General features: G+C 68.5%; 16 protein-coding genes and 1 pseudogene. 10 read left to right on the top strand and 7 right to left on the bottom strand.

Features of this window, described 5'->3' with window-relative positions:
* The coding region (locus tag KN815_RS33020; RefSeq protein ID WP_216345533.1) for an RNA-guided endonuclease TnpB family protein at positions 1-645 on the top strand (645 nt) is incomplete at its 5' end.
* A 30-nt stretch (positions 646-675) separates the two neighbouring features.
* Here the strand turns inward: KN815_RS33020 and KN815_RS33025 are convergent.
* Positions 676-1,803 carry a sialidase family protein gene (locus KN815_RS33025; protein ID WP_216345534.1) on the bottom strand — a complete coding sequence of 376 codons (1,128 nt, stop codon included), beginning with the start codon at positions 1,801-1,803 and terminating at the stop codon, positions 676-678.
* Positions 1,804-2,064: 261 nt separating this feature from the next.
* Here KN815_RS33025 and KN815_RS33030 point away from each other — a divergent pair, with 261 nt between their 5' ends.
* Positions 2,065-2,673 (top strand): hypothetical protein, encoded by a 609-nt coding sequence (locus KN815_RS33030; protein ID WP_216345535.1) that lies wholly within the window; start codon positions 2,065-2,067, stop codon positions 2,671-2,673.
* 191 nt (positions 2,674-2,864) lie between these two features.
* Here KN815_RS33030 and KN815_RS33035 read toward each other — a convergent pair whose 3' ends face one another.
* Positions 2,865-4,427, bottom strand: coding sequence for a flavin monoamine oxidase family protein (locus KN815_RS33035; protein ID WP_216345536.1), 1,563 nt, complete (start codon positions 4,425-4,427; stop codon positions 2,865-2,867).
* Between the two features lie 167 nt (positions 4,428-4,594).
* On the opposite strand from KN815_RS33035, the gene KN815_RS33040 reads away from it, so the two are divergent.
* Entirely contained in the window at positions 4,595-5,578 is a 984-nt protein-coding gene (locus KN815_RS33040) for a LacI family DNA-binding transcriptional regulator (RefSeq protein ID WP_216345537.1), read from the top strand.
* Between the two features lie 224 nt (positions 5,579-5,802).
* Positions 5,803-7,116, top strand: a complete 1,314-nt coding sequence (locus tag KN815_RS33045; protein WP_216345547.1) for an MFS transporter — start codon at positions 5,803-5,805, stop codon at positions 7,114-7,116.
* A 79-nt stretch (positions 7,117-7,195) separates the two neighbouring features.
* On the opposite strand, the gene KN815_RS33050 is transcribed toward KN815_RS33045, so the two are convergent.
* Positions 7,196-7,420, bottom strand: a complete 225-nt coding sequence (locus KN815_RS33050) for a hypothetical protein (protein WP_216345538.1) — start codon at positions 7,418-7,420, stop codon at positions 7,196-7,198.
* A gap of 88 nt (positions 7,421-7,508) precedes the next feature.
* Here KN815_RS33050 and map point away from each other — a divergent pair, with 88 nt between their 5' ends.
* Positions 7,509-8,366, top strand: a complete 858-nt coding sequence (map, locus tag KN815_RS33055) for a type I methionyl aminopeptidase (protein ID WP_216345539.1) — start codon at positions 7,509-7,511, stop codon at positions 8,364-8,366.
* 150 nt (positions 8,367-8,516) lie between these two features.
* The gene (locus KN815_RS33060; protein ID WP_216345540.1) at positions 8,517-9,161 is read left to right on the top strand and encodes a biliverdin-producing heme oxygenase; all 645 of its coding nucleotides are present in this window, start codon (positions 8,517-8,519) and stop codon (positions 9,159-9,161) included.
* Between the two features lie 87 nt (positions 9,162-9,248).
* On the opposite strand, the gene KN815_RS33065 is transcribed toward KN815_RS33060, so the two are convergent.
* Both KN815_RS33065 and KN815_RS33070 read right to left on the bottom strand, forming a co-directional pair.
* The gene (locus KN815_RS33065; protein WP_216345541.1) at positions 9,249-9,788 is read right to left on the bottom strand and encodes a GNAT family N-acetyltransferase; all 540 of its coding nucleotides are present in this window, start codon (positions 9,786-9,788) and stop codon (positions 9,249-9,251) included.
* Complete coding sequence (locus KN815_RS33070) at positions 9,773-11,032, bottom strand: NsdA family TPR-like regulatory protein (protein ID WP_216345542.1); 1,260 nt, start codon at positions 11,030-11,032, stop codon at positions 9,773-9,775. Before KN815_RS33070 ends, KN815_RS33065 begins: the two co-directional genes overlap by 16 nt.
* A 157-nt stretch (positions 11,033-11,189) precedes the next feature.
* Here KN815_RS33070 and KN815_RS33075 point away from each other — a divergent pair, with 157 nt between their 5' ends.
* Positions 11,190-11,603, top strand: coding sequence for an ATP-binding protein (locus KN815_RS33075; protein WP_216345543.1), 414 nt, complete (start codon positions 11,190-11,192; stop codon positions 11,601-11,603).
* 85 nt (positions 11,604-11,688) lie between these two features.
* On the top strand, positions 11,689-11,871 hold the full coding sequence (locus KN815_RS33080; RefSeq protein ID WP_216345544.1) for a hypothetical protein: 183 nt from the start codon (positions 11,689-11,691) through the stop codon (positions 11,869-11,871).
* 452 nt (positions 11,872-12,323) lie between these two features.
* Here KN815_RS33080 and KN815_RS33085 read toward each other — a convergent pair.
* A pseudogene (locus KN815_RS33085) lies at positions 12,324-12,558 on the bottom strand (IS1380 family transposase); the annotation flags it as partial.
* 267 nt (positions 12,559-12,825) lie between these two features.
* On the opposite strand from KN815_RS33085, the gene KN815_RS33090 reads away from it, so the two are divergent.
* A complete protein-coding gene (locus KN815_RS33090) occupies positions 12,826-13,545 on the top strand; it encodes a cytochrome c biogenesis CcdA family protein (protein WP_216345548.1) in 720 nt (239 codons plus the stop codon).
* A gap of 1,499 nt (positions 13,546-15,044) precedes the next feature.
* On the opposite strand, the gene KN815_RS33095 is transcribed toward KN815_RS33090, so the two are convergent.
* Entirely contained in the window at positions 15,045-15,668 is a 624-nt protein-coding gene (locus KN815_RS33095) for a TlpA family protein disulfide reductase (RefSeq protein ID WP_216345545.1), read from the bottom strand.
* Positions 15,669-16,103: 435 nt separating this feature from the next.
* Here KN815_RS33095 and KN815_RS33100 point away from each other — a divergent pair, with 435 nt between their 5' ends.
* Positions 16,104-17,009, top strand: coding sequence for an ATP-binding cassette domain-containing protein (locus tag KN815_RS33100; protein ID WP_216345546.1), 906 nt, complete (start codon positions 16,104-16,106; stop codon positions 17,007-17,009).
* The last annotated feature ends 104 nt before the right edge of the window (positions 17,010-17,113 follow it).

Here is a 17,113-nt window from a genome sequence, read left to right on the forward strand (position 1 = left end):
GTCGGTATCGACGCCGGGCTCGACCACCTGCTCACCCTGTCCACGGGCGAGAAGATCGCCAACCCGAGGCACGAGCGGCGCGACCGCGCCCGCCTCGCCCGCGCCCAGCGCGACCTCGCCCGCAAGGCCAGGGGCGACGGCGCCAACCGGGCCAAGGCACGCCGCAAGGTCGCCAGGGTCTACGCCCGCATCGCCGACCGTCGCCGTGACCATCTGCACAAGCTCACCACTCGACTCGTGCGTGAAAACCAAACGCTCGTGATCGAGGACCTCACCGTCCGGAACATGCTCAGCAACGGCAAGCTGTCCCGGGCGATCTCGGATGCGGCATGGTCTCAGTTCCGGAGCATGCTGGAGTACAAGGCCGCCTGGTACGGCCGTGAAGTGATCGCGGTCGACCGCTGGTTCCCCTCCTCCAAGCTGTGCTCCGCATGCGGCACGCTGCGGGGGAAGATGCCGCTCGGCGTCCGCACCTGGACATGCGCCTGCGGCACGACCCACGACCGGGACGTGAACGCGGCGCAGAACCTTCTGGCCGCCGGACTGGCGGTGTCGGCCTGTGGAGCCGGTGTAAGACCTCAACGGGAGTCCTCCCGGACGGGGCAGTCGGTGATGAAACAGGAAGCCCTACGGCGCGAGCCGTAGGAATCCCTCTCGTTCACGAGGGGGAGGAAGTCAAACCAGCTCCTCCGTCGGAATGCGCCGGAATGTGATGGTCGAGTAGGCGCTGAAGTCGCCGGTCTCGTAGAGCAGTCCGACCGTGGCGTCGTCGAGCCGGACCAGATCGGAGTAGGCGGCGGGCAGGCCGTTCACGGTGTGCGTGGGCCGCCAGGTGACACCGCCGTCATGGCTGGTGCGGACGGTCATCAGGGCCCGGTACGCGGGGTCGGCGGGGCCGGAGAAGAGCAGCGCGTCCGGCTCGCCGAGGTGCAGCACACTGCCCTCGACCACGGGGGCCACCAGCCCGGCCTGCGGCCGGAAGGGCAGGTCCAGGGTGGCGCCGCCGTCGCCGGAGTGGGCGTCGGCGCGGGTGCCAGGCGCGGTCGCGTCGGTGCGGGTGTTGAAGTAGACGCGGCCGTCGGGGAGTTGGGCGGCGGTGGTCTCGTTGACGTTGACATAGCCGTCGGGGTTGTCGTCCACGTACCCGATCCGCCAGGTGGCGCCGTCGTCGTCGCTGAGCAGATCGTGCCCGCCGTTGTACCGCCCTTCGGTGCCGTCGTCGCCGGGGACCGTCGGGGGCAGGGAGTGGTTGGCCGCGACGACGATCCGGCCCGCGTGGGCGCCGTACCGCAGCCTGAGGGCGTGGCCGGGGGTGGTGGCGTACCACCGCCATTCGGGCCGCTTGGTGCTCGCGGTGATCTCGCGGGCCTCGCTCCAGCTCGCGCCGTCGTCATCGCTGTGCGTCAGCCACACCCGCCGCCCGTCGGCCGCGCTCACCTCGCCGCGCCGGATCCGGTCCTCGGTGGCGGAGGCGGCGCTGCGGACGTGCACCAGCAGGACGCGGCCGTCGCGCGGGCCGCCGTCGAGGACGACGGGGGCCGGATTGCCCGCCGTGCCATCGCCGTTGCGGGCGACGAGCTGTAACGCGCCCCAGGTACGGCCGCCGTCGGCGGACCGCTTGAGCACGAGGTCGATGCGGCCGTGGTCGGCGGAGGAGTCCGCCCGGCCCTCGGCGAAGGCGAGAAGCGTTCCGGCGTGGGTCAGCACCACTGCCGGGATCCGGTAGCTCGCATAGTCCTCGGTGCCCGCCCGGAACGGAACGGACACCTCGTACGAGCGTGCCGCCCCCGTGCCGACTGTCATCAGACCTCCCGATGCCCCGTCGCAATCGAGTGCCGAGTCAGAAAAATGGGACGTAGGACGTCCCTTGTGTGCGGCGACCTTAGGGTTTGCCTTACAGAGCGTCAAGAGACGGTGCATGAACAGTTGGAGACGCGGACGGAGTGCGCGTGGGCGCCGGGCGCGGAATGGGTCTACGGCATGCCCGCCGCATATGCCCCGAACGAGTGAGCCGGGACCGAATCGCGCCCGCGGGGCCGCGGGCCGCGGCAGGATGCGGATGCCATGGACGCCGTAAGGGTTGCGCTGCTGCGCGAGGTCCTCGCCGGAACCGAATGGCTCCAGGCCACCCGCCGCTTCGCGGGCTCGCTACGGGCCTCGGTCGGACCGCGCGAGGGCGGACTGCTGCTGGTCGGCAGCGAGAGATACGAACCGTGGCATCTGGCCGCCCATCTCGACGACGAGGCGGCCTGGTCCGGACTGCCCGAGCTGTCCCCCACCCTCGTGCGCCACCGGGTGCCGGAGGGCGCCGCCGCGCCCGCGCATCTGGCGGTCGGGTTGGGGCGGCTGGAGCGGGCGGGCCGCGGTGAGACCCTGCTGGTGGTCGCGCCGGGCGAGCCCGGGGCCGGGCTGCTGGAGCGGGTCAACGACGCCCGCCGGGGCGGCGCGACCGTGCTCGCCCTCGACGGCGGCGACACCGGGCTGCACGCCCTGGCCCATGACGCGCTGTCCGCCCCCGAGGGCGGCGGACTCGACCTGGACACCCTCCAGCATCTGGTCAGCGCGGCCGCCGGAGAAAACAGCCTGCCCCGCCCCGGCCGCCGCCACCGCTTCCAGGACCGGCTGGCCCGACTGGCCGACCGCCTCACGGCGCCTCCTCCGACCCACTGGTGACGGCCCCCGCGCGGGCCGGAGCACGGGCCCCGGCCGCGGTCGGTGGTCAGCACGATCAGGTCGGCGCGCTTGCCGGGTGCCACCGCGCCGAGATCAGGGCGGACGCACGTCCTCGGCGCCGTTGAGCATGGCCAGGATCGGGATTACTCACTGTGCGAGGGAAGCGGAGGTGCCGGCGACGAGTGCGCCGCTCACGAACGCCCGAGTGCGGTGAGCACCTCGCGGGCCACTCTCTCGCCGCTCTCCACGGCCCCGTTGAGATACCCCTGACTATGCGTGCTGGTGTGTTCGCCCGCGAAGTGCAGCCGGCCCTCGGGGCGGCCGGTCCAGCCCCAGTACTTGGTGTACTGGCCCGGCCGGTAGGAGGCGTATGAACCACGTGCCCAGGGGTCGTCGACCCAGGAGTCCAGCCAGCCATGGCCGTTGTACGCATCCTTCAGGCCGGGTACGAGTGCCTCGAGGTGACCGAGTGCCGAGCCGGTGACCGCGGCGGACGGCTCGCCATGCGGTTTCGCGGTGGGGAAAGAGGAGCCGCTCCAGCCACCGACGAAGAGGGTGAGCAACCCCTCTGCCCCGGTCTGGTAGGACGAAGTATCCCAGGTGGACATCTGCGGGTTGTCGGCTTTGATGAGCCCGCTGAAGTCGTCGAACTGGTAGAACTGCCGGTCGAACTGCAACATGAGCTTGGCATCCGTGCCCATACCGTGGTTGTCGATGACTTCGCGCTTGCGCGCGGTGAGCCCCGAGTCGTCGAGGTCGACACGGCGCAGTGTGGTGAACGGCAGTGCGAAGACGACGCGGTCGGCGATCACCTCCCCGCGGATGCCGCCGAAGCGCAGCCGGTAGGTGTCGCCCGTGCGGCGCACAGCGAGCAACGGGGCGTCGAAGTGCAGGGCCGGCTTGGGCAGTCTGGCGGCCAGTCCGCCTGGAATCAGGTCGTTGCCGCCCTTGACGTGGTACTTCTCATCCGCTGTGCCGTCATCAACTCCGGCGTACTGCTCGATGAGATTGATCGCGCTCAGTTCGGCTGCGTCGTTGCCGAAGAAGGTGCTGACTCCGCAGGCGATGCTGGAACCGAGCAACGAACTCATGCCACCGGGTACGTTGGCGTGAAGCCAGTCGCGTACGGAGAGCTGGTCGAAGTCGCGGGCGGCGCGGGAGGCCCGATCGGCGAAGTAGCTGCCGATGCGCTTCGCGTCGGCCCGCAGCCGCTCCAGGACCAGGTCCAGGTCCTTGTAGATCGCGGTGTCGTCCCGCACAGCGCCCTGGAGAAAGGTGACTCCTCGCTTGCCGTGCCGGCGGTCCGGGTTCTCCTCCTCCAGTTCCAGACCGAGTTCGCCCGCAAGCTTGCGGATATGAGTGTGGCGCGTGTCGATGCGCTCACCTCCGTGCTCGGCGATCTGGTCGCTCGAGAAACCCCTCGCGGTCCAGCAACGACCGCCTACACGGTCGTCTCGCGCCTCGAAAACCTGGACGTGGACGCCTCGGCGGGCCAACCGGTATGCGGCAGTGAGCCCGGCGAGTCCGGCGCCGATGACGACCACGCGCGCGTCATGCGGTGTGGAACGCTCCGCTGCCACGGGCGAGGAGTCCGCCCGGTGGTCGACCGCCGAGGCCGGCTGCCCCGCCTGGACGCCGGCGGCGAGCAGGCCCGCGGTGGCGAGCGAGCCGCGCAGGATCGTACGCCGGGTCGTTCCGGCATCCTCGGCCGTGGTCTGCCGAGTCGCGTCACCCGGCGCGCGCAGGGCTCGCATCCAAGGGGTACTGCCAGAAGGCACGGGGATCTCCTGAGAGGTGAGGGAAGGGGCTCCAGGCCCAGTGCGCACCCTGCTTGGTTAATCCGTTGACTGCCAGCCCTGGCCCACGACGAAATTCGCAGGAATCCACCCGCCAGATCGACGGTTCTCGTAGCCTGTGGCCCATGTCCCGGGTAATCCTGGCCGATGTGGCGAAAGCGGCCGAGGTCTCGACGGCCACGGTCTCACACGCTCTCAAGGGCACCGGCCGTATGACCGCGAGTACCCGCGCCCGCGTCCGCGCACTGGCCTCGGCGCTCGGCTACGGAGGCGCTCCCGCACCGCGCGTCCTCGGCCTCGCCGTCACGACGTATGGGCGCACGGACTGGAATTTCGCGGAAGTCCCGTACTTCTCCCAGTCGATCGCCGCGGCCACGGCCGCCGCCCACAGCCACGGCTACGCGCTCATCACGCTCCCCTCCGCCGCGGACCAGGACCTGTGGTCGGCACTGCACGTCGCAGGCGTCGTCCTGGTGGACAGCCCCGCCGATGACCCGATCGCGGACATGCTCCGGGCCCGCGGCATCCCACTCGCCTTCGACGGCCGCCCCGTCGACCCGAGGCCCGGTGAAGCGTGGGTGGACAATGACCACGCGGCCGCGACCCGTCGTGTGCTCGACCACCTGGCCGCCCAGGGCGCTCGCCGCGTCGTCCTCCTCGCCGGACCAGGAGAGGACCACTACACGCGCGCCTGCATCGCCGCCTACACCAACTGGTGCAGCCACCACGGCCACTTACCGCACGTCATACAGAACACCCACCCACGGGACCCCGACGCACTCCTCGACAGCGTCCTCGCCTCCCCCGACCGTCCCGACGCCGTCTTCGGGATCTACGACTGCTGCGGCCGCCACGTCCTGGCGAGCGCGGCGCGTACCGGCCTGAGCATCCCCGAGGACCTGCTCGTCGTCTGCGCGAGTGAGGATCCTTCGTACGCCCTCTGCGACCCTCCGGTCAGCACTCTGTCGCTCGCTCCCGACACGTCGATGCCGGCCGCGGTCACCGCACTGGTCGATCTCATCGAGACACCGGAGCACGTCCCGGTTCCGACCATGGCCCCCACCCGCCTGACGCTGCGCGCGTCGTCCACCCGAGCCCGCAAGCCCTGACATCCGCCACCGTCACATAGCCGCTGACCGGCATGGCCGCAGGCGCGGACAGCAGCGACGACCTCGACGTCCTGCGCCACGGTGCTGTTCGGCGGGGTCCGCGCCCCTCCGCGCCCGGCACGTTCCTGCCGGCGCCCGCCCCGGCCCACCGGTGACGGCGTCCCTCGGGCCGTAATTCGGTTGCCCGGCGCGGGGGACCGGCCGGACGATGTCACTTCGTGACCATGACCGACCAGGACGATCCCCCGGCGCGCCGCGCGCCGCGTTTGCGCGCGCTGTTGCCCGATCTCGCCCCCTGGCACTCCTCCCGCGACTTCCGGCTGCTGTGGACCGCGGGGCTGGTGACCGCCTTCGGCAGCTTCCTGACCATGGTGGCGCTGCCGCTCCAGATCAAGGAGTTGACGGGCTCCGCCGCCGCGGTCGGCGCGATCGGGGCGGTCGAGCTGGTGCCCCTGATCGTCTTCGGGCTGTACGGCGGCGCGCTGGCCGACGCCGTCGACCGGCGGCGGCTGATCCTGCTCACCGAGGCCGGGCTCGGGCTGCTCGCCGCGCTGCTGCTGGTCAACAGCCTGCTGCCGGATCCGATGCTGTGGCCGCTGTATGTCGTGGCGGCGCTGGCCAGTGCGCTGACCGGGTTACAGCGCCCCGCCATCGACGCGGTGGTGGCCCGGATCGTCCCGCACGACCAGCTCACCGCGGCCGCCGCGCTCAACTCGCTGCGCTGGCAACTCTCCGCCATCGCGGGGCCCTCGCTCGCCGGGGTCGTCGTGGCGTACGCCGGGCTGCCGCTCGCCTACGGTCTCGATCTGCTGACCTTCCTGGTCTCCGGGCTGCTGGCCCTCCGGCTGGCCTCCGCACCGCCCGCGCACGACGCCGAACCGCCGTCACTGCGCGCGATCGGCGAGGGCGCGCGCTACGCATGGCGGCGCAAGGAGCTGCTGGGCACCTACGCGGTGGACATGGCCGCCATGTTCTTCGCCTTCCCGAACGCGATCTTCCCCTTCCTCGCCGACGATCTGGACGCGCCCTGGGCGCTCGGCCTGATGTACGCGGCGGGGTCGGCCGGTTCGATGGTGGTCGGCGCGACCAGCGGCTGGACATCCCGGATCCACCGCCACGGCCGGATGGTGGTCGCGGGCGCGGCGGTCTGGGGCCTGGCCATGGCGGCGGCCGGGTGGCTGTCCAACGTCTGGCTGGTGCTGCTGTGCCTGGCGGTGGCGGGCGGCGGGGACATGGTCAGCGGGCTGTTCCGCTCGACGCTGTGGAACCAGACGATCCCCGAGAAGCTGCGCGGCCGACTGGCCGGTATCGAGCTGCTCTCCTACGCGACCGGCCCCCAACTGGGCCAGGTCCGGGCCGGAACCATGGCCGGGTTCACCGGCGTACGGGCCTCGGTGTGGTCCGGCGGGCTGGCCTGTATGGCCTCGGTCGGCCTGCTGGCGCTGGCACTGCCCCGGCTGATGCGCTACGACGCCCGGACGGACGAGCACGCCCGCCGAGCGCGCGAGGCGCGCGAGCACCGCCCCGCCACCGGCTGATCGCCGGGCGCCCGGCGCACGGCGCCCGGCGCCCGGAAAAGCCTCGGCACCCGGGATGGCTCACGGCACCCGGGAAGCCTCAGCCCGCCGCCGGGGGCTCGTCGTCGCGCCAGCGCGGGTCGTTCTGCCACTCCTCATTGCGCTCTCGCGCGGTCTCCATCGCGCGGGCCGCCTCCTCCGGGGAGGCGTACGGCCCGAGGCGGTCGGCGGCGCGGCACTCCGGGCCCTCCTCGACCTTCTGGTGCCGGATGCAGTAGTACCACTCACCGGGCTTGCCGGCGGTTCCCCTCTTGAACAGCGCCATCCCGGCCTCCGGCCTCCGCTCGTTCCCCACTGGCCCGAAGGGCCCTTGCGGCCATGCTGCCCCATGCGCCGCCGATACACTCGCTGATATGTCTGGCCAGTCGCTTCTAGTCCCGGGGACGCTCTCCCCCACCCGCCCCGTCCCCGCCTCGATCCCGCGCCCGGAGTACGTCGGCAAGGCGGGCCCGACGCCTTATGACGGGCCCGAGGTCCAGGACGCCGAGACGATCGAGCGCATGCGGATCGCGGGGCGTATCGCCGCACGGGCGATGGAGGAGGCCGCCAAGCTGATCGCGCCGGGGGTCACCACGGACGAGTTGGACCGGGTGGCCCATGAGTACATGTGCGACCACGGCGCGTACCCCTCGACGCTGGGCTACCGCGGGTTCCCCAAGTCGCTGTGCAGCTCGGTCAACGAGGTCATCTGCCACGGCATCCCGGACACCACCGTCCTCCAGGACGGCGACATCGTGAACCTCGACGTCACCGCCTTCATCGGCGGGGTGCACGGGGACAACAACGCCACCTATCTGTGCGGTGAGGTGGACGAGGAGTCGCGGCTGCTCGTCGAGCGCACCCGGGAGTCCCTCAACCGCGCGATCAAGGCCGTCAAGCCGGGCCGCCGGATCAACATCATCGGCCGGGTCATCGAGTCGTACGCCAAGCGCTTCGACTACGGCGTGGTCCGCGACTTCACCGGCCACGGGATCAACACCTCGTTCCACTCCGGCCTGATCGTGCCGCACTACGACAGCCCGCACCACACCACCGAGATCAAGCCGGGGATGACCTTCACCATCGAGCCGATGCTGACGCTCGGCACCTATGAGTACGACCTGTGGGAGGACGGCTGGACCGTGGTCACCAAGGACCGCAAGCGGACGGCGCAGTTCGAGCACACACTGGTGGTGACGGAGACCGGGGCGGAGATCCTCACCCTGCCTTAGCGGCCGGGCCGGTCCATGAATGCCTTTGTGCCGGGGGCCGATTCCTCGGCGGCCGTTTTACCGACAGCCTGTCGGGAAGGCTATTGACGTAGGCAGCGGTCTCCACTTAGGTAAGGCTAACCTGCACACCTCGGCCCCCGGAGGTCCACCGTGGAGTTCTCCGCCCTGATCCGCGCCGCCTCACGGGAAGCGCATGCGAACGTCGGAAGCTCGTCGTTCATGACCGACCTGCTCGGCGGGCGCCTGGGCGTGGCGGCCTACCGCCGCTACTCCGAGCAGCTCTGGTTCGTCTACCACGCCCTGGAGACCCCGGCCGACGCGCTCGCGGCGGACCCCGTGGCGGGCCCGTTCCTCCGCCCGGAGCTGGCCCGGATGGCCGAGCTGGAGCGCGATCTGGCCCACCTCGGCGGCCCGGAGTGGCGGAGTGGCCTCACCTCGCTGCCCGCCACGACGGCGTACGCGGCGCGGGTGGCGGAGTGCGCCCGCGACTGGCCGGCGGGCTATGTGGCCCACCACTACACCCGCTATATGGGCGATCTGTCCGGCGGCCAGATCGTCCGGGACACGGCGGAGAAGACCTGGGGCTTCGAACGTAGGGGCGACGGGGTGCGGTTCTACGTCTTCGAGTCGATCGGCAACCCCGCCGCGTTCAAGCGGGAGTACCGCGCACTGCTGGACGCGCTGCCGGTGGACGATCTGGAGAAGCAGCGCGTCGTGGAGGAGTGCAAGCGCGCGTACGCGCTGAACGCGGGCATCTTCCAGGAGCTGGCCGAGGAGTTCCGGCTCAGCGCCTGAGCGACTTGCGCGGCCTGCGCGGGGCGACTTGTACGGGATGGCCTGTGCGGGGCCGCACGAAGGCCGCCGCACAGGCCACGACCGGGGTCAGGGCAGGGGCAGCTCGGCGAGCATGACGGCATAGACCGGGGAGTCCGGGAAGGGCTGGCGCTTCCCCACCTTGCGGAAGCCCCAGGTCTCGTACAGGACCTGCACCCGGGGGTGGTCGGGGTCCACGAGCAGCACTACGAGATCTTCGTCCCGCTTTTCCAGCAATGTGCGGGTCAGCCGTTCGGCCACTCCCTTCTTGCGCCACTCCGGGCTGACGGCCAGCTCGGAGTACGAGAAAGTCAGGTCCTTCGCGGGCGCCGGGTCGAGGTGCTCGCGCCACCATTCGCGACCCGGAACGGCGGGGGCGCCGTAAGCGAAGCCCACCGCCTTGTCGCCCTCGAAAGCGATCACGCAGGAGTACCCGGGGAGGCCACCCCAGTGGTCCACGAACCAGGGGAAGCGCTGATTGAACTCGTCTTCCATCTCCTCGGCCAGGGCGTCGGCGTGCACGTCGATCAGCGTCTGGCGGATCTCCGGAAGGTCCGCGTGGGTGAAGTGGCGGATGTCCAGATCGGCGGCACTCAAGCTCGGCTCCATTCGGTTCGGTAGCGGTCGGCCCACTCCCGGGCGACGCTTGCGTCCGGGGCAAGGGTGATCAAGTCCCGGTGGTAATCGCCGAGAAGGGAGCGCATTCGGCCGGGGATCGGGTGCCCGGCCACCAAGTCGAAGGCTGTGGAAGCAGTGGCGCACGCCTGGTCGATATCCCGCTGGTGAAGCTGGGTCAGAGCGAGATGTGCCGTGGTCATGGCCCGATTGCGGCGGAACCCCTCGGGGATGGTCGCCAGAGCCCGGTGACCGTCGGCCTCGGCCGCCGCGGGATCGCCGATCCGGTTCCGGACGATGGCGGACAGGGCGGACAGTTCGGCGCGCCCATAGAAGGCCACCCAGCTCGGCCGAGGCTCGTCGAAGGATGCCTTGGCCAGTGTCTCGTGGGCGTACCCGAGGGACCGTAAGGCGGCCTGCCGATCACCGAGATTCGAGTAACCGAGCGCCGCGCGGACATGTGCGAGGGAGGCGAACAGCGGGTCTCGCCGCGCGATCGCGCTATGTTGAGCCGCCTGGGCGGCGTCGACGGCCTCGGCGTGTTCCCTGCTCTGCCTGGCCAGCATCGCGTACAGGTTCCATACCTCCATCTCGGCGGTGGAGTCCTTCGCCACCCCGGCCAGATACAGCGCCCGGTCCAGCAGGCCCCGGGCCCGGTCGGTCCGCCTGGCGTCGATGGCGGACCAAGCGGCCATGGACGTGTATTCGGCGGCCACGCTGAACAGCCTCTGGCGGATGCGCTGGGAGGCGCCCAGCTTCTGCTTCTCCAGCGCCCCGGCCGCCCCGGTAATGGCCCTGCGCTCCAGTTCGTCGTGGCCTCCCCGCGTGGCATCCAGGGCCACCAGGGCGTCCAAGCCGGAACGGAGCCGAATCACGTCCGAGGTGCCTACGGAGTGCTGGGCGACGAGAGGTACGGCGACCGCGGCCGTCGTACCGGTGGTGGCAGTCAGGAAGTTCCTGCGCCTCACGGGATCCTCCGGTTCTGTGGCGGGGCATCTTCGGGCCGGTGGGACGAATCCCAGTTCTTCGGCACTACATCCGAATACTGCCCCTAAGGCTGCCCGCTGCCGAGAGTGCGGCCAACGCGTCTTTCCGGTCAGCCAGTTGCGGACCGTCCGGTCGCTGACCGTGCCTTCGTAGCCGTTCCGGTGCAGATGAGTGTTGACCGCGTCCGCCAACCCGGCCTGGGTGAGCCCGCTCTCGCGCATGGCGCCGATGAGGTTTTCGTTCCCCTCCACACACCCACCGTAGCCATGCGAGCCCCCTCCGTGAGGGGAGTCCGTAGAGAATTTCCGGCCACGTCGGTTGCACACCCGATGGGTATTACCTCTCCTCGTGCGGCGAGCCGTCGTTCACTCGGACAAGGCCGCTCACTTCGCACCCACTGAGGTCCTGATGTCCGTGACCGCTACACCTCGCCCCACGGGGCACCCCGGATACTCCCAGACCATGCGCCGCGTACCGGAGAGCGCGGAAGCAGCCCGCAAGCTGGTACGGACCGCACTGGCCGCCTGGGGCCAGGAGGACCTGGCCGAGGACGCCGTGCTGGTAATCACCGAACTGGTCTCCAACGCCGTGGACCACGCCCGCCTGGAGTCGATCCGCGTCGTCGTCACCCGGCCGTCCGAGAAGTTCGTCCGTCTCGGTGTGGTGGACCGGTCCCGCAATATCCCCTACCTGCGGACGGACTCCAATGGCGACAACACCCGAGGCCGGGGGCTGCTGTTGGTCGATGCCCTCACGGACCGATGGGGGACGGACCGATACCGCTGGGGCAAGCAGGTCTGGGGCGAGCTGAAGTGCGGTTGATCATCCGTAGCGTCGTCCGCCCACAGCACGGCCACCCGCGTGACTCCAACGCGGCGTTCCGGGCCAGGCCGCAGGAGCGCGACTGATGGCGGGCGGCGAGCGGACCGGGGGCACCCTGGACGCCGAGGAGGCGTGGCGGGCGGCCATCGAGCACGCTGCGGGCTGCCCGGCCTGCCGGACACCCGGCGCCGTATGCGAGACCGGCGAGCGGCTGCTCAGCGTCTACGAGGAGTCAGCACGGCCGGCCCGGGCGGAGGAGGGCACATGAGGCGGCGCCGTCGGCGGTCGATCGCCGTGCGGCCGGGCTGCTCGCCTTCCGCGCCGCCCGGCGCGCCCTGCCGCTCTGCGTGATGCCCACGCCGCCGGTGCTCGCGGTCCGGCTCCGCTTCGCGAGCACCCCCGCCCCATAAGCCGGGTGGGTCGCTGGACTCCGGGCCCCCGTACCGGACGACGGCCCCAGCGGCCCGCGGCGCCGGAGGTGCCGCGCCCATGAGAGGCGTGCGTCACCTTCTCGCACCTCTCTCACCTCCGAACTGGCTCAAATCAGCCACCTTGGCCAAACCTTTGCCATTCGCGGGACACTTCTTGACCTTGGACAGGATCCACACGCAAGGCTCAGTTAAGTTAGGGCGGCCTTATCCGACGTCCGTGTCCGCCCTGTCCTGATTCCGTATCCGGCGCCGAGGTACCAGCCAACTTCCACACATATTGGCGAACTTAGGCTCGCGCGGCCCGGATCGCCGTAAGGGCTCTCGGTCCGGCCCCTGCCAGGGTGTCGACCAGGCGGGAGACCGTCGAGTCGGAGGACACTGGCCCGAACACGCCCGGCTCCCGCTCGCAGCATCCCGACATCGGCCAGGCAGTCCCCGCCGAGCGCGACCGCGAGGGCCACATCCAGCAGGATCTTCCCCGGAAGATGCACCGCCCGTTGCTTCTGCCACGGCGTCAGGGCCGCCCTGGCAGATGGAGCGCTTACCGGGACGATCAGCGCGAGCAGCAACGAACACCCGAAGTCTTGCAGCGCCCACCCGTACATGAGGGGCGCGTGTCTCCCCTCATGTAGTCCATGAAATGCTGTGCCTGCGGGAGCGCGTGAGGTGCACCTTCGCTTGATCCTGCCTCTGCGGCTACTCCATGCGGCATCCCTTGGCGATAAGTGGCGATAGCGGAAAGAGAAGGCACTAATGAACCTGGCGGCAGTAAAGTGATCGACCACACACTCATGAGTGGCTCATTAATCGCCGCTCTCCCGATTGCAGTTCTGGGTGGCCTCGTCTCTTTCTTTTCTCCCTGCGTACTTCCGCTGGTGCCCGGCTATCTGGGGTATGTCACAGGGTTAGGAGGCGCGGACCTGAAACAAGCGAAACGAGGACGAGTCCTTGCAGGAGCAGCTCTATTCGTTCTGGGCTTTACTGCTGTTTTCGTTTCCGGCGGAGCACTCTTCGGGTACTTCGGAAGCAATCTTGTAGAGCACGCCGATGCCATTTCACGGATACTCGGGGCTTTCACAATCTTTGCAGGGCTGCTCTTTGCTGGAGTCTTCCGTTTCGGGTTGAGGGAATTTCGATTTCACACGAAACCGTCTAGTGGACTTATTGGCGCCCCGGTCCTGGGCGCCCTGTTCGGCATTGGGTGGACGCCATGTTCGGGACCTACGCTTGCGGCCGTCAACTCATTGGCTTTCACGGAGACAAGCGCGGTGCGGGGCGCGATCCTCGGGACGGCGTACTGCCTAGGTCTGGGCGTCCCCTTCCTGATTGCCGCTGTCGTACTTCGCCGCACCCTCACGGCTTTCTCCTGGTTCAAAAAGCATTACATCTGGGTCATGCGCCTCGGAGGTGGGATACTGGTCGTCACCGGCGTCCTGCTGGTTACGGGCGCGTGGAACTATGTAATTCAAGCAACCCAAACCTGGTCCTCTAATTTCACTACCGATTTTTGAGTCTGAGGCCGCACACCACTACTCCTCCGGAGAGCTGCCAGCGGCAGCATTCAACGGGACGTTGATCTCTAAGAATTGCTCGAAACGAGGTGGACCGTACGCACAAAATTGGCCACCGAGCGGCTGAACACGGACACACGCGGGCGAGCGCTGGACTGCGTCAGGCTCCGGAGCCACTGTTACCCGCGCAGCTTTTGAGAAGGCTGGGGTCTTCGGCCGGTTGCGCCGCGCCCCGACCCGACCGAGTCGTACGCGGCGGACGAAATTTGGTTGGCATGCGCGGACGACTCTTGTCCGGGCCGACCAGAAAGAAGCGCCCACTCCCGGTCCGTCGCCGAACAGCGCGGAACGACCTGGCACTACGCACCATTTACCCCGAAGCGGCGGGTGCGGTACCGCTCCTTCGACAACGTGATACAGACCCTCTCCTTGGTGTTGGCGTTCCGCCTCTCGCCGGATTCCGAGTGGATCCCGCCGAGATCCCGAGAAACCCGGCTCAGCGATGAGGGCCACGACTCCCCAGGGTTCCGAGAAGCACCGCATCATCGGCCAAATCCTTCCGGCCATTCCCCACAAAGGGGTGGAGCGCTAAACATCGAAGGCCGGGCAGCCCCCTGCCGCGTCGCGGAGCGGACCTCACGCTTACCCGGCGAAGCCGACTGACCTCGCCGTCCCCGGGAACGCTCCCCCTCACATATCCGGCCAGCTCAAGAGTGTCAAGTTATTATTTCGCACCTAAGCTCCCAAAATGGACTTTTGCCTCATTTTGTGCAATTTCGATGTCTTATTCTCCGCTCACGCTCGAACTCTTCCGCTGATTACGGTCTTCAGTGTCGCGGACCGACCGCATTAGGGAGAGGGAATGAAGTCTTCAGTCCGTAATCGCATCTCGGCTTTATTCGCCGCCACCGCCATTATGACGGGTGGGGCAATGACGATAGGCGCGAGCGCCGCTTCTGCGGCAGATAGCATTAGTTTTGCGCACGGCTCCAGCTCTATAGATGTGTACATCAATAACCGCATCGTCGGCCACACGGAGTGGCAGGCGAACGGAGACACTTTGGTCGCACAGGACTTCCTGTCAGATGGGTATCGCATCGAGGCGTACTTGGGCACCAGTCCCGTCCGCAAGGCGAGCACGGGTGGACACACCGCCCCGTACACGGCCAAGGTCGGCGGAAATCTCCCCGAAGGCAACAGATACACATTCTGGGCTTGCGTGGGCAAAGGGAATTCATCTCTCGTTTGCTCCGCCGTGTATAGCGTCACGTCGTAACAGCGGAACTCTCATTCGAGGACTCTCTCGCTGAAACCTAAACCAATGAGGTGGATCGGCCAGGTTCAGGCGACTCCGGCCGATCCACCCTATTGCGTCCTGAATATGCAACTGAAGCAGCGTGAATCGGATTGTTGGAATTACCGATGGGCCGTGGGCATGCATGCGGTCCGCGGCACATTGGCAAGGGCCAGGGTATGGTCGGGGCCAGGCCTCTTAGGGGCTAGTGTTCCTTCAGCAGAGGGTTGATCATCTTTCGCAAGTCTTCTTCGGTGACCGCCTTCAGGGCGCGAGCAGCGATCCGCCCCTTCTTGTCGAGGACGATAGTGGAAGGAATGAGTTTCGGGTTCAAACTCCCCTTGGGGAATTGAAGGATCTTCTTCCCGATTGGGTCATACCAACTTGGATAGTTAACCTTGAAGTTCCCCTCGAAGGCGAGCGCGGGCGCTTGGCTAATGTCACGTGTATTGATTCCGAGGAACTGCACCTCATCCTTCAGGTCACCTGCAACCTTCAAGAGATTTGGGACTTCAGCGCGACAAGGAGAGCACCAAGATCCCCAGATGTTTATGACGACTACCTTGCCTCGATAGTCGGATAGCGTTAACGAACCTCCCCCCAGTCGTGAACCTTTCAGACTCGGCGCCTTCGGTCGTTCTTCCTGAGCGTGGACGGTCGCGATTCCGTCATCTCCCTGTACAAACCGATTCCCGGTCCCGGTCGAGGTCGGATTCGCGCCCTCGCTGCATCCGGTGACGAGAGAGACTGCGAGCACGGCCAGTCCTGCCCACAGTGCGGCGACGCACGTCGGCCGAGGCGGCCACCGCTTGGACACGTGGTTCTCCATGGCAACCAGTGTCGCAGCCGTGATCGAAGAGAGACAGCGGACGGTCATCTCCGATGTCTGTGCCCCGCGAGAGTCATCGCCGCAGGTGTGATTGGCATGGTGCCTGGTATCGCAAGTTCATCGCCTCGAAGTGGGACTTCACCACGCGTCGGCACACCGAACGCCCAACCACCCGGGCAGCGCTCACGTGTTCCGTTCGCGTCCCTGGCGACGGCGAGCATGCGGTGGGCGTGCAGGTGGATGACATCGCTCGCGCACCGAGAGGCGGACTTCGGGGGCACGGCGTCGCTGTTGGCGAGCAGCGCGGCGCGGCGCCGTGCGCGAGCAGGGGCCAGATCGGCAGGAATGAGTGCGTCGGTTTCGTCGGGAAGCCGGGCGCGCAGGACGTCACGGTGGAGGCCCACTCATACCAGGGACCCGTGAACGCCTCGGTCAGTGCGTCGGCGTCAGCCTTGGTCACCGGGGAAGTGCTTCTTCCCTCGCAGTCAACAAAACTCTCGACAAAGCCTATCATTGCAAGTCAGCGGAACTTCCCACGTTTTTGATCAAGCCTCGGACATTCCGCTTCGTGAAAGCGCGAGGCCGAACGCAATAGCGTCCCCGTCTCTGCCCGCCGCGTCCGGCACGGTCCGCCTCGGCGGCCGGCCGGTGGCCGCGTGGACGCCGGGCGAACTGGCGCTGCGCCGCGCCGTACCGCCCCCTCCTTCCTTCCCGTTCACGGTCGAGGGCGTCGTACGGATGGGCCGGGCGCCCTGGGTGGGGACCGCCGCCGAGGACGAGGACGAGGCGGCCGTGGCGGCCGCGATGGACCGGGCCGAGGTCGCGGAGTTCGCCGCCCGGCCCTTCTCCGCGCTCTCCGGCGGTGAGCGGGCCCGGGTGGCGCTCGCCCGCGTCCTCGCCCAGCGCACCACGCTGCTGGTGCTCGACGAGCCGACCGCGGCCCTCGATCTGCGTCACCAAGAGCTGGTCCTGAGGGTGTGCCGGGAGCGAGCCGCCACGGGGGACGCGGTGGTGGCGGTCCTGCACGATCTGTCGCTGGCCGACGCGTACGCGGACCGGGCCGCCGTCCTGCACGAGGGCCGGATCGCGGCGGAGGGGCCGCCCTGGGAGGTCTTCGACGCCGCGCTGCTGTCCCGGGTCTACCGGCAGCCGGTGGAGGTGATTCCCCATCCGCGTACCGGAGAGCGGATCGTGCTGCCGCGACGCGACCGGGCGGCGGGGTGGCCCGCGGCGCCGGAGGTGCCCGCGCTCATGAGAGGCGTGCATCACTTTCCCGGACTGCGAACTGGCTCAAATCAGCCACCTTGGCCAAACCTTTGCCATTCGCGGGCCACTTCTTGACCTTGCATAGGATCCACACAGGCAAGGCTCAGTTAAGTTAGGGCGGCCTTATCCGACGCCCGTTGTCCGCCCTGCCCTGATTCCGTCTGGAGCCCGTATGCGAG

The sequence above is a fragment of the Streptomyces niphimycinicus genome, assembly GCF_018883605.1.
In the GTDB taxonomy this organism is placed as follows: domain Bacteria; phylum Actinomycetota; class Actinomycetes; order Streptomycetales; family Streptomycetaceae; genus Streptomyces; species Streptomyces niphimycinicus.